General features: G+C 59.8%; 10 protein-coding genes and 1 tRNA gene. 6 read left to right on the top strand and 5 right to left on the bottom strand.

Features of this window, described 5'->3' with window-relative positions; genetic code table 11:
* Positions 1-70: 70 nt before the first annotated feature.
* Complete coding sequence (locus G359_RS14280; protein ID WP_052699392.1) at positions 71-1,360, top strand: HlyD family secretion protein; 1,290 nt, start codon at positions 71-73, stop codon at positions 1,358-1,360.
* A gap of 27 nt (positions 1,361-1,387) precedes the next feature.
* On the top strand, positions 1,388-2,977 hold the full coding sequence (locus tag G359_RS14285; protein ID WP_045836672.1) for a DHA2 family efflux MFS transporter permease subunit: 1,590 nt from the start codon (positions 1,388-1,390) through the stop codon (positions 2,975-2,977).
* A gap of 19 nt (positions 2,978-2,996) precedes the next feature.
* Here the strand turns inward: G359_RS14285 and G359_RS14290 are convergent, their stop codons facing one another.
* A complete protein-coding gene (locus tag G359_RS14290; RefSeq protein ID WP_197077586.1) occupies positions 2,997-4,232 on the bottom strand; it encodes an MFS transporter in 1,236 nt (411 codons plus the stop codon).
* Between the two features lie 642 nt (positions 4,233-4,874).
* Here G359_RS14290 and G359_RS14295 point away from each other — a divergent pair.
* Positions 4,875-7,925, top strand: a complete 3,051-nt coding sequence (locus G359_RS14295; protein ID WP_052699393.1) for a bifunctional diguanylate cyclase/phosphodiesterase — start codon at positions 4,875-4,877, stop codon at positions 7,923-7,925.
* A gap of 237 nt (positions 7,926-8,162) precedes the next feature.
* Here G359_RS14295 and G359_RS14300 read toward each other — a convergent pair whose 3' ends face one another.
* Together G359_RS14300 and G359_RS14305 are read right to left on the bottom strand one after the other, a co-directional pair.
* Positions 8,163-8,516 (bottom strand): glycosyltransferase family 61 protein, encoded by a 354-nt coding sequence (locus G359_RS14300; RefSeq protein WP_045836674.1) that lies wholly within the window; start codon positions 8,514-8,516, stop codon positions 8,163-8,165.
* Positions 8,517-8,732: 216 nt separating this feature from the next.
* Positions 8,733-9,011 carry a hypothetical protein gene (locus G359_RS14305; RefSeq protein ID WP_045836675.1) on the bottom strand — a complete coding sequence of 93 codons (279 nt, stop codon included), beginning with the start codon at positions 9,009-9,011 and terminating at the stop codon, positions 8,733-8,735.
* Between the two features lie 720 nt (positions 9,012-9,731).
* Between G359_RS14305 and G359_RS14310 the strand changes: the two genes are divergently transcribed.
* Entirely contained in the window at positions 9,732-10,541 is an 810-nt protein-coding gene (locus G359_RS14310) for a slipin family protein (RefSeq protein WP_045838040.1), read from the top strand.
* A gap of 109 nt (positions 10,542-10,650) precedes the next feature.
* A complete protein-coding gene (locus G359_RS14315; RefSeq protein WP_045836676.1) occupies positions 10,651-10,929 on the top strand; it encodes a hypothetical protein in 279 nt (92 codons plus the stop codon).
* Positions 10,930-10,976: 47 nt separating this feature from the next.
* Here G359_RS14315 and G359_RS14320 read toward each other — a convergent pair whose 3' ends face one another.
* Complete coding sequence (locus tag G359_RS14320) at positions 10,977-11,168, bottom strand: hypothetical protein (RefSeq protein WP_052699394.1); 192 nt, start codon at positions 11,166-11,168, stop codon at positions 10,977-10,979.
* 351 nt (positions 11,169-11,519) lie between these two features.
* Positions 11,520-11,594: transfer RNA gene (locus G359_RS14330), tRNA-Lys, on the bottom strand.
* Between the two features lie 282 nt (positions 11,595-11,876).
* On the opposite strand from G359_RS14330, the gene G359_RS14335 reads away from it, so the two are divergent.
* Positions 11,877-12,071 (top strand): hypothetical protein, encoded by a 195-nt coding sequence (locus tag G359_RS14335; RefSeq protein WP_045836678.1) that lies wholly within the window; start codon positions 11,877-11,879, stop codon positions 12,069-12,071.
* The last annotated feature ends 40 nt before the right edge of the window (positions 12,072-12,111 follow it).

Here is a 12,111-nt window from a genome sequence, read left to right on the forward strand (position 1 = left end):
TCCGCGTTGTATGTCAAGAGCAATGTGAACCAGCCGGTTTAATGCCGCGGTCTAACGGGATTTGAGTGTCATGGGTGGGAACCTCAGCAGCCTTCGCGCCAAAGCGCGTGAGAACGAAGAAAGAGCGACGTCCTCCGACGTTCGCCCGCGCGTTGTCGCGGATGCAAACCAGATCCAGCCGGCGAAATCCGAAGCCGCTCCGACGTCCGAAGCGCCCAGCGCGCGTCAGTCGAAAGCCGAAGCACCGGCAGAAGCCACCGCATCGAAATCGGGCTCACGCCGCAAACCCGTATTCATGGGCATCGGCGCGCTGGCTCTCATGGGTCTCAGCTACTTCGCCTACGAGTACATCACCGTCGGCCGCTTCCTCGTCTCGACCGACGACGCCTACGTCGGCGCGTACATGTCGATCATCTCACCGAAAATTCCCGCCTTCGTTGCGGAAGTCCCGATCGTCGACAATCAGCCGGTGAAGGCAGGCGACGTGCTCGTCAAATTGGATGATGGCGACTATCGCTTGGCGCTCGAACAGGCTCAGTCGAAGCTCGCAACCCAGCTCGCCGCGATTAAAACATTCGACGCGCAGATCCGGGCGGCGGAAGCCTCGAGCGCCCAAGCCCGCGCTCAACTCGACTCCGCCAAGGCGAATGTCATCAAAACCGAAGCCGATTTCAAACGCACGGACGCGCTGACTGCAAAGGATTACGCAACGAAGGCTTCTCTCGACGCCGCCATCGCAGCGCGCGATTCCGCTTTGGCCCAGGTAAAATCGAACGAAGCCGCAATACAATCCGCCGACGCCAACGTTGCCCTCCTCCACGCCCAGCGCGATCAGGCGGAGAAGGTTGCGAAAGAATTGCAGGTTGCAGTTGACCAGGCCGCACGTGATCTTTCCTTCACCGTCATCCGCGCACCCTTCGATGGCGTCATCGGCAATCGCGGCGTGCAGGTCGGTGACTACGTGACGCCCGGCAAGCGCCTCGCAGCGGTTGTGCCGCTCGATAAAGTTTTCGTCGATGCGAACTTCAAGGAGACGCAACTTCCCGAAATTGTCCCGGGCCAGACGGCGACCGTCCGCGTCGATGCCTTGAATGGCGAAGTGTTGAAGGGCACGGTCGAAGGCGTTTCGCCCGCATCCGGCTCGCAGTTCTCGCTGTTACCCCCTGAAAACGCCACGGGCAACTTCACGAAAATCGTCCAGCGCGTGCCGGTTCGCATCGCCATTCCCGCATCCGCAACGCTCGAAAGATTGCGCCCCGGCCTCTCCGTCGTCGTCAGCGTCGATACGCGCACGACGCCGAAATTCGATACGCGCACGACGCCGAAAGACGTGCGTCCCGATCAAGCCGCTCTGCGATAGCCGCCGGAGAAAGGCGGCTCCAAAGCCATGACCGATATCACCCAGACACGTGACGAAGCTCAGAAGCTCGAATGGATCGGCGTTACGCCGCGCCAGCTCGCGGGCTTCCTCGCCATGGTCTTCGGCATGTTCATGGCGATCCTCGACATTCAGATCGTCTCCGCCTCGCTGTCGGAAATCCAGGCGGGCCTCTCGGCGAGCTCTGATGAAATCCCGTGGGTCCAGACGGCCTACCTCATTGCCGAAGTCGTGATGATCCCGCTATCGGGCTTCCTCGCGCGCGCTCTCTCGACACGCATCCTCTTCTTTTCGGCCGCCGTCGGCTTCACCGCCGCGAGCGCACTCTGCGCCACCGCCACGACGATCGACCAGATGATCCTCTACCGCGCGATCCAGGGCTTCATCGGCGGCGGCATGATCCCGAGCGTCTTCGCTGTTGCGTTCACTCTGTTCCCCGCCTCAAAGCGCAATATCGTTTCGCCCATCATCGGCCTCGTCGCAACACTCGCGCCGACGATCGGACCGACGGTCGGCGGCTATCTCACCGACGCCTTCTCATGGCACTGGCTGTTCCTCGTCAACGTCGGGCCGGGCATCCTCGTCGCAATCGCCGTCTACTTCCTCGTCGACTTCGACAAGCCGAACTTTGCCCTCTTCGACCGGTTCGACTACGTTGGCCTCATCGCGATGGCGATGTTTCTGGGATCGCTCGAATACGTGCTGGAGGAAGGCCCGCGCTACGATTGGTTCGACGATCAGACCATCGCAATGTTCGGCGTTCTAACGGTCGTCGGCGCCATCATCTTCTTCTGGCGCGCCGCGACCGCGCGCGATCCGATCGTCGAACTCAGAGCCTTCAAGAACCGGAACTTCGCGTTCGGCTCGGCCTTCAGCTTCACGATGGGCATCGGCCTCTACGGCCTGACATACGTCTACCCCGTGTACCTCGCCCAGATCCGCGGCTACAGTTCCTTGATGATCGGCGAGACGATGTTCGTCACCGGCGTCGCGATGTTTCTAACCGCCCCGATCAGCGGCCGCCTGTCGAGCATTCTCGATCCGCGCGTGATGATGCTGATCGGCTTTCTTGGCTTCGCGTCGGGAACATACCTCGCAAGTGGCATCACCTCCGACTGGGATTTCTGGGAGCTTCTGCTCCCGCAGATCCTGCGTGGTTCTTCGCTCATGCTGTGCATGGTGCCGATCAACAACCTGTCGCTCGGCACGTTGCCGCCCGAGCAGCTGAAGAACGCCTCCGGACTGTTCAACTTGACGCGTAACCTCGGCGGCGCCGTCGGCTTGGCGATCATCAATACACTTCTGAACAAGCGCCTCGACCTTCATCTCGCGCGCCTGCACGAGCAGGTTGCGTGGGGACACCCCGCAGCCGAAGATCAGCTTTCGAGCATGCAGCAGACCTTCTCGAACGCGATGCAGGCCGACGGCGACATGGCCGCGTTGAAGAAACTCGCGATGATGGTGCGCATGCAGGCGAACGTTCTTTCGTTCGCCGATCTCTTCATCGTGCTGACGGCCCTATTCGCCACCGCCGCCCTCTTCACGCTGCTGATGAGCAAACCGCAGGAAATTCCCGCCGAGGCCGCCGCCGGCCACTGACGGCGGAGCCCGATTGCGCTCAGTGCTCGTGATGCGGCGTCGAGGTCAGGCTCTTGGGGTCCGCCAAAATCGAAATTCCCCAGAACGCCAAGCCGCCGATGGCGAGCCCCACGCCGACCCACCCGGTCGAGGCCCAGCCAAAGCCGCCCGCAATTGCCAGCCCGCCAAGCCAGGGACCGAGCGCGTTCGCCATGTTGAACGCGCTGTGATTGAGAGAGGCGGCCAGCGTCTGCGCCTCTCCGGCAACATCCATCAACCGCGTCTGCAGCGCCGTTCCGAGTCCACCCCCGGTGCCGATCATGAATACGACAAGCGTGATCGCGTAAATATTGCCAACCGAAAATGGATAGACCGCGAGCCAGAACAGGATCCAGAGCAACAGCGCACCAACGGTCGGCATCAACGCATGGTCGGCGAGCCGGCCGGTGACATATGTCCCGAGCGTCATGCCGATGCCGAAGAAGGCGAGCACGATCGGCACGACGTAGGACGGAACCTGCGTCACGTCCGTCAGCGTCGTTGCGAGATAGGTGTAGACCGCAAAGAGGCCGCCGTACCCAATGGCGCCGATGGCGAGCGTCAGCCACACCAGCGGCCGCTTGAGCGCGCCAAGCTCACGCATCATGCTGCCGGTCCTGTCAGGCCGGTCGTAGGGCACGAATTGCCAGATGAGTGCGACCGTCAGAGCGGCGAGGGCTCCGACGATACCAAACCCTGAGCGCCAGCCGAGCGCCTGCCCGATCCACGTCGCCACAGGAACCCCGATCACGGTCGCAATGGTGAGGCCCATGAGAACGCGACCCACGGCCTGCGTCCGAGCGTTTGAAGGAACGAGCGAAGCGGCGACCAGCATGGCAACGCCGAAGTAAGCGCCGTGCGGAAACCCGCTCAAAAACCGAAACACGACCATCGAGCTATACGTCGGCGAAAGCGCGGTCATCACGTTGAAAATCGCAAAGATCATCATCAACGTCAGAAGCAACGTTCGGCGCGACCACTTCGCGGCAAGGACTGCGATGACGGGCGCCCCGGTGACGACACCGAGCGCATAGGCGCTAATCGCATAACCGCCCTCGGGCTCTGAGATTCCGAAAGTCGCCGCGTAGTAAGGCAACAGGCTCATCGCCGCGAACTCAGTCGTGCCGATGGCGAAGCCGCCCATCGCCAGCGCGAAATGCACGAGATTGATCTGACTGGCGGTCAACCGATCGGGCATTCTTCTAGCGAGATCGGAAGCCTCCGCCTGTGCATCCATCAAAACATCTCCTTGTCGAGCTTCGCTGCACCGCACGAGAACGGCGGCATCAAATAACTAACGGCCTATGTTACGGAATTTGTTCCACGTCGAGGGTCCAGCCCTCAGCTTTTTGCAACTGCGAACTGTCGCTCACTCATGGCATCGCGCCAGACTCCAGTGTTTGCAGCGATCTCGCGCGTTGCTGCGACGAACGGCTCCCAGAGCCAAGCCCTTCTTCAAGGCGGGGCCCTCAGTCTGGACAGTGCATAGCCCAACCGGCGGTCGAGCGAGCGGGCCGCTGGCATTCATCGGGCATCCGATGCAAACGATCCTTTTCGCCCGGTCGCGGCCCGTTCACCAACTGGCAACGCGCGCTTAAAAAATTCCAACGTTTCGTCAGCGCGCGCCGGAATTTCTCCGCACGAATTGAGAATTCGCGAATTGAGCCCGCGATCGCCCTCTAATTGACTCCCCGCAATATCTACCTTGACCCAAAATTAATGAAATAGCCTCAGCTTGTTTCTAAGTCGGCGGAAGCCACGGAGACTGCTGAATTAATTGGCATTTCTGCTCATTAATTAGGCTCACGCGTTTCGCCAATTTTGGAATGGGAATATCGGTCCGGCCTGCCGGTTCGAAGGGGATTGAGAGCTTCGGGATATGCTGACGAGGGGGAAGCGCCATCGCTCATTCACCGAGATGAGAAGGCTTTATGCGGCCGATAGCGATGGCCTAGCGCGCGCGACAGCTGTCGCGGGCATTTTCGGCGTCGTTGCCTATCTTTCCGCAGCATTCACGCAAAACACCGACGGCATAGCAACGGTTTGGCCCGCCAACGGTATAGCGCTCGCCGCCGTCATCCTTGCCCGTCGTCCGTGGCGCAGGCACCAGATCATCGCGCTGACGCTATTCGCCAACATCATCGCGAATTTCTTTGCCCACCGGACATTAGGGCCGAATATCGGTTTCGCTCTCGCGAATACCATCGAGATTTACGTCGCCTTCCGCATTATCAAGCTGAGGGAAACCGAGCCGTTCGAATTCCGCAGCGTCCATTTCCTCAAATCTTTCTCAATCGCAGCCATCGGAGCGTCGGCCATTGCGGCGGCAATTGCGACCGTTGTTGCCGCGATGACGTATGAACCCTTCTCACTTCGGGTGTTCACGGCTTGGTTGTTCTCGGATTTACTCGGCTTACTGACCGTCACACCGGCGATCGTACGCCTACGTCAGAAGCGCCTGACGCCATCTTCTACGGCCTCGAACTGGGAAGTTTACGCGCTTTTCACAGCGCTCTCGGCGACGATGGTTCTGGTTGTAGGGCTACCGCAGCCCTTCCTCGCATTCCTCATCATGCCGGTACTCGTGCTCATCGCATGCCGCCTCGGCCCTAACGCGACGTCGGCCGCCACATTGCTGATGTCCGCCGCCGTCCTCGCATGCACCGCGGGCGGGTTGGAAGGCGACCACCACATCACCACACTGGCCGTTCTGACCGACATCCAGCTGACGCAGCTCTTGATCCTGACCGCCTTCCTCACGGTCATGCCGCTCGCCGAAACGATCGATTCCCAAGCCCGCCTGCAGGAGCGCCTCTCGGCCGAAATTGCGCTCCGCGATGAGATGAACAATCATCTTCAGGCTCAGGAACAAGCCATCTCGAGCCAGAAAGAAGAACTTGAGAAAGCTCACAACCGGCTGAAAGAAGCGATCGAGATCCTGCCCGAAGGCATCGTGATCCTCGACGCCGACAACCGATACGTCGCCTGGAACAAAAAATACGCGCAGATCTACCACCGGGCCATCGATACGATCGTCGTCGGCGGCAGCCTTGAAGAGGCGGTGCGCATCGGCCTCGAACGCCAGATGTACCCCGAAGCCTTCGGCCGGGAAGAAGCCTGGTTGGCCGAACGCCTTAAAAATCTTCGCACGCCCGCAGCACCGCACGAGCAGCTTCTCGATGATGGCCGCTGCTATCTGATCGAAGAATGCCGCACCAGCGAAGGCGGTCTAATCAGCTTGCGCATCGACATCACCGAAATGAAGCAGCGCGAAGCCTCGATCCGGCTTCTATTCGAGAACAATCCACTGCCGATGTTCGTCGTCAGCCGTGAACGGATGGCAATCCTCGCCGTCAACAATGCTGCCGTCTCTCATTACGGCTATACGCGGCGCGATTTCTCGCGCCTGTCACTGCGCGAAATTCAAAGCGGTGAACTTATCCTGCCATTCGAAGGCAACGGCCAGCAGCACGGCCAAACCGATGATCCGCAGCTTTTCAAGCATTATCGCCGTGACGGGCGTTCGATGGAGGTCGAGGTCTACGTCCGCCCCCTCGTCCATGAAGGCCGCGATGCTCTGCTGATCGCAGCGATCGACGTGACGGAGCGGCGAAAAGCCGATCGCAAGGCGGCCTACATGGCACGCCACGACGCGCTGACATCGCTTCCCAATCGTCACCTCCTCGCCGAGCGTATGCAGCTCGCAATGGCGCGCGCAAAACGCGGCGACCGCATGGCGCTCCTTCTCGTCGACCTCGACAATTTCAAGGTCGTGAACGACACCCTTGGCCACGCCGCTGGCGACGAGCTGTTGCAGGTCATGGCGGATCGGTTGAAGAAAGCGTTACGCGAAACCGATACCGTGGCGCGGCTCGGCGGCGACGAGTTCGCCGTGCTGATCGTCGATCTCGATCATCCATCGAGCGCGACAGCGCTTGCCCAGCGCCTGATCGGCATCCTGAGCGAACCCGTGCGCATCGGCACCAAGGACGTGACGTGCGGCGGCAGCGTCGGCATCGCCATGGCGCCGGATCATAGCTGCGATCCAATTGAACTCTTCCGCCTCGCCGATCTCGCGCTCTATGCCGCCAAAGAGGATCAACGAGGCACCTACCGGCTCTTCGAGCGGGAACTCGACGCCAAGGTCAAGGCACGCAATCTCCTCGAAACCGAGGTGCGCGATGCCATCAACAACAACGAGTTCGAACTCCACTATCAACCGATCGTTTGCGTACAGACGATGACAGCGGTCGGCGCCGAGGCACTGCTACGCTGGAAGCATCCGCGTCTCGGCCTTGCCTCCCCCGCGGACTTCATCCCGATTGCAGAAGAAATCGGCATGATCGCCGATCTCGGAGCCAAGGTGCTCCGTCAGGCCTGCAAAGAAGCGATGTCCTGGCCCGAGGAGACGAGCATATCGGTCAACGTAAGCGCCATCGAACTGGAGGCGGAAAGCTTCGTCGACACCGTTAAAATGGCGCTCGCCGAATCCGGCTTGCCGAGTCACCGCCTCATTATCGAAGTCACCGAATCCACGATCATGAAGGACGTCCAGTTGGCGACCCATATCCTCCGCCAAGTCTGCGATCTCGGCGTCGAGATCGCGATGGACGACTTCGGAACCGGCTACTCCTCGCTCAGCTCCCTGACGAAGGTCCCCTTTCAGAAAATCAAGATCGACCGCTCGTTCGTCCGCGACCTCGGGATTTCGATGGAAGCGCGCGCCATTCTGTCGACGATTGTCGAACTTGCCCGCACGCTCGGCATGCGGACGACCGCCGAAGGCGTCGAAACTGCCGAGCAGTTCGAGATCGTCAAGGACTACGGCTGCACGCTAGCTCAAGGCTTTCTGTTCCACCGGCCGCAGCCACCAGAAACGATCCGTGAAATTCTGCGGACTGTGCCGGACTTTAAGCAAAACGCCGCCTGACCCGGAGGTACCGCGGTCAAATGCTCTGAACGCTAATCAGCGCGAACCGGCATAATGGCCAATCGGCCGAACGGATGATGCAAAAAGCAGTCTGGTCGCGGTAGCTAACTGGTATTGCATCTACCTAAGTATGTTAGCGTATGATTGCATCGGGCCGCCTCTGGTCGAAGTATTGCGGAAAGCCACAGGCGGCCAACTTGATATCTCTCCGATAAGCGCGATGAGCCAGGGCGGACTTCAATTCGCCTTTGGTGGAACGTTGAGTGCCGTCTTGTTTTCAAGGACGGGAACGCGCCGCGTGCTGCAATTGGCGCGAGCGATAAAGACCTTTACGCCGTCCGCCCTCACTCCAGCGACAGCATCCCCCGAAAGCACGGCGGAAACGACATGCTCGCAGACATCGCGAGGCATCCACTGAGTTTGAATTTCGCCGTTCTGAAGCGTTGCAACGAGCAGTGACGCACTATCGAGCGCCACGGGAGTATCTTGCCTTGAAGAATAATCCGGCTTTGTCGGCAAGCTCGCCGTGCTCGTCGCGGACGCGATAAGAACCACGGATGCAACGATCTTCGAAGCCGTCGTACCTAACATCACTCAACCTCCTACTCACTGCGCCCTAAGCAGCATAGAAGATCGCCCCGCGCCAACCGCGAGCCTGCAGGATTCCCACACATATCAAGTCGTCCACAGGGCGCTGTGTAAAACCCCACAAACGCCGCGCGCGTCTGTTCCAGCAAAATCAAGCGCGCAAAAAAAAGCCCGGCCTCTTGCGAGACCGGGCAATCCGTTCAGGCTTATGCGACGACGTTAGTCGCAGTAGCGGTAGCCATGGCGCCAATAGCAGCCGCCATAAGAGTCTGCAGCGGCGGCACCAACGATCGCGGCGCCGATGCCAAGAGCGATCCAACGCCCGTTGTGCCAATACCCGCGTCCACGGTGATGTCCGTAGCGGCCGCGGTCGTAACCACCGTGAGCGTAATGCCGCCCGCCGTAGCCATGACGCGGGCCCGCATCTGCAGTCGTGGAAATCGTTGCGAGCGGCAGAGCGGATGCCAGCGCAACAGCGATACCGATGTATTTCCTCATTGTGTTCCTCCAACTTGACGGGGCGCTCCCCGCGAGCTCTTAGCCGATTAAACACCCGAGAACCCGATTTGGTTTCGAGCCATCGTCTTGCATCGTGCTTGAACTCGTATATGGGAGCGATTAAAGAGCCATTTCAGAGGGCTATACGCCGCCGCGAAAATCGCCGCCGAATGCCAATTCCATTCATCTGATATTCATATTCCATTGCGGCTTTATTCTTGACGCATTTCTGGCTTGGCCGCTTCCGCCATGTGCTCAGAAAGATCCCTATCTCCAATTCTCGCGCAGCAACTCCTCGTCTCACCGGCTCGGCGAAACCGTGCGGCCGCCCTCAGTGCCGGCGGTGTCGTCCATAGTACGGCCGGTAATGATTTCCGGACCTGCACGCTGGGCTTCTCGTGCCGCTCTCGCAGCCATACCGCTGAAGCAGCTCGGCGTCGCGCTCGCTAACCGGCCCTCCGGCGCGCGCATTCGAGCGGGCCGCCTCCAACTCTGCGGCCTCCCCACCGCCCCCGGCATTGGCCGGAGCCGTTGCTGCTAGCGTGGCCATTGCGGCCGCTACTGCTATCCATCGAGACATGGCGTCACCTCCAGACTTCAACTTAAGTCGGAGCCGAGCAGAATACTTCAAGTCGTCAGCACGGAAATAAATTCATCGCTTAGAGTTGCAAGTGAGTTTACCTATAGCATGGGGTGCATGCCGCCGAAGGAGCTGCGAACATGTTCGGGCCAATCGTTGCGCTCATCCTGCTGATGTATATTTTCGCATGCCTGCGGATTCTCCGCCAATACGAGCGAGGTGTTATTTTCTCTCTCGGCAAATTCAGCGGCGTGCGAGGACCGGGCCTTATTTTCCTTTTGAGCCCGTTTCAAACGATGGTCCGCGTTTCGCTGCGCACGGTTACGATGCAGATCCCCTCACAGAAGATCATCACCAAGGACAACGTCTCGATCGATATCGCGGCGGTCGCCTACTACCATATCTCAGATCCCGAGAAGGCGGTCATCGTGATCGAGAACGTCTACGATGCAATCAATCAGATCAGTCAGACAACCGTTCGCAACGTCGTCGGTCGCTTCTCTCTCGACCAGCTTCTCGCGCAGACGGCCGACGTCAACGTGCAGATCAAGAACGTCATCGACACCCACACCGAGCCCTGGGGCACGCAAGTCACTGCCGTCGAAATCAAGGACATCGTCCTTCCCGAAAACATGCAGCGCGCGATGGCAAAGGAGGCGGAGGCCGAACGCGAGCGCCGCGCCAAGATCGTCGCCGCGGAGGGCGAATTCCAGGCCGCCGTCAAGCTGGGTGAAGCCGCCGACATCATCACGCAGCACCCGGTAGCGCTGCAATTGCGAACATTGCAGACGATGGCCGAAATCGCGACGGAGAGGAATTCGACGATCATTTTCCCCGCGCAATTTATGACCACGGTCCAAGAGGCGCTAGCGATGCTCAAGCCGAATGCGAAATCTGAAGAGCTGCTCGTCCGTCCGAACGGCGACGACGGCAAACCCAAGCCGATGTGAACGCCTCTCTCGCCGCATGGCGATGGAAGCGACTTAGATCGAACAGCCTATTGAGCCGGCGGCCGACTTCTCGCAATCATCCGTACCCCCTCATCCGAGAGGTTCAGCCATGGCAATGAATGTCTGGAAAGCCTTCTGCATCGGCGCGAGCGTTTGTAGTTTGCTCGCATTCGCAGCCGTTGCCGAAGAAGATAAAACCGACCCGCAGGCGGCCACAGCTCCGTCCGCGGATGATCAAGCGGAAGCCTCAGCCGCGTCTGGCGGTCTCGTCACCTACAAAGACCACGCGATCATCCCGCACGGCAAGTGCGACTACTTCCATCAGCGAGCGCTGGATAGCAACGAGCCCAAATGGTGGCAGCTGTACCGGAACTGCGAAAGCGGTTAGCCAGATGACGAAAGCCTAGCCGACAGTCATTCGCGAGGCTCTCGCCGTCACAAGCCCTGCGCCAGCGCTCGCACGAAACCGACGATGGCACCGACGACGACGCCGACCGGACCCGTAATGAATATGCCGAGCATCGGTCCCTGATTAGCCTCAGGGGTAAGGATCATCGGACCGAGAAATCCGCCGAGGAATCCAACGATCCCAAATATCACGGCCGAGCGGGTTATCGATTGCAGCATGCTCGAAGATCCTCGCGCGTTCATCCAGCAGACGAAAAATGGAGAGGCGTTGCACGTGAGCGATGGTGGGAGGCAAACGATGGCTTCTGCAATTCTGCAACATTATGAGAACCGTTGAAACAGGGAAGCTCCCGTCCGAGCGATCTCCACGCGCAAGCTAGCGTCGTCGCCCAGAACGCAGCGCGCGTTCAGCCGGTCATGCGTGATGAGTTGCGGTTCGGGGATTACGGCAAGCGCCGGATTGCACAGCCAAGGCAAGGCCGGTCCGTTATGGCCTGCGAATGCGCTCGTTAGGCCTGTGACCTGAGCGCGATCGGAACCAGCAATCATCCCTAACGCATTTGATATTGGTGGTGAGCCCGGTTGGGATCGAACCAACGACCCTCTGATTAAAAGTCAGATGCTCTACCGCTGAGCTACGGGCCCTTTAACGCACCAAAATCAATAACTTGGACGAATATATTCCGTCCGGCGCTATCTCGGCCCATGCCTTGCCGCACCCACTTGAGAGATGCGGCGCGTCGCGCGCCGAAGCGAGCTTATAGAAACGGGACTCGCAACCCGCAACCCTCATTCCACCAGCTCTTCTGGCGGATGGTCGCAGCCCTGCACAAACATGGGTGGCTCGGGCCCGCCTTGCGCGTTATATCCCTCAAGATGCGGGTCCCGCCTATTGGCGCTCGGAACCGTCAGCAGACAGGAATTGCCATGGCTAACCAAGAAGCCCTCGCCGAACTCGAGCAGCGCATCGCCATCCTCCGCGACAACCTCCGCGAGCTCATCGAACAGGCAGCTGGTTATTCAGGTGCGGCGGACGAGGAACTGAACTCCGATCGCATCGCCAATCAGCAAGCCCAGCTCGACGCCCTTGTGAAAGAACGTGACGAGCTGCTCAAACGGTAGCTCCCTCACCTCGCCTCCACCCGCGTATCGCCAAACTATA

Origin of the sequence: Hyphomicrobium sp. 99, assembly GCF_000384335.2 — a bacterium.
Lineage (GTDB): Bacteria > Pseudomonadota > Alphaproteobacteria > Rhizobiales > Hyphomicrobiaceae > Hyphomicrobium_B.

Excerpts from the sequence above, each read along its gene's own strand:
- G359_RS14280 (WP_052699392.1), top strand. The coding sequence starts at position 71 with ATGGGTGGGAACCTCAGCAGCCTTCGCGCCAAAGCGCGTGAGAACGAA.
- G359_RS14285 (WP_045836672.1), top strand. The coding sequence starts at position 1,388 with ATGACCGATATCACCCAGACACGTGACGAAGCTCAGAAGCTCGAATGG.
- G359_RS14290 (WP_197077586.1), bottom strand. The coding sequence starts at position 4,232 with ATGGATGCACAGGCGGAGGCTTCCGATCTCGCTAGAAGAATGCCCGAT.
- G359_RS14295 (WP_052699393.1), top strand. The coding sequence starts at position 4,875 with ATGCTGACGAGGGGGAAGCGCCATCGCTCATTCACCGAGATGAGAAGG.
- G359_RS14300 (WP_045836674.1), bottom strand. The coding sequence starts at position 8,516 with ATGTTAGGTACGACGGCTTCGAAGATCGTTGCATCCGTGGTTCTTATC.
- G359_RS14305 (WP_045836675.1), bottom strand. The coding sequence starts at position 9,011 with ATGAGGAAATACATCGGTATCGCTGTTGCGCTGGCATCCGCTCTGCCG.
- G359_RS14310 (WP_045838040.1), top strand. The coding sequence starts at position 9,732 with ATGTTCGGGCCAATCGTTGCGCTCATCCTGCTGATGTATATTTTCGCA.
- G359_RS14315 (WP_045836676.1), top strand. The coding sequence starts at position 10,651 with ATGGCAATGAATGTCTGGAAAGCCTTCTGCATCGGCGCGAGCGTTTGT.
- G359_RS14320 (WP_052699394.1), bottom strand. The coding sequence starts at position 11,168 with ATGCTGCAATCGATAACCCGCTCGGCCGTGATATTTGGGATCGTTGGA.
- G359_RS14335 (WP_045836678.1), top strand. The coding sequence starts at position 11,877 with ATGGCTAACCAAGAAGCCCTCGCCGAACTCGAGCAGCGCATCGCCATC.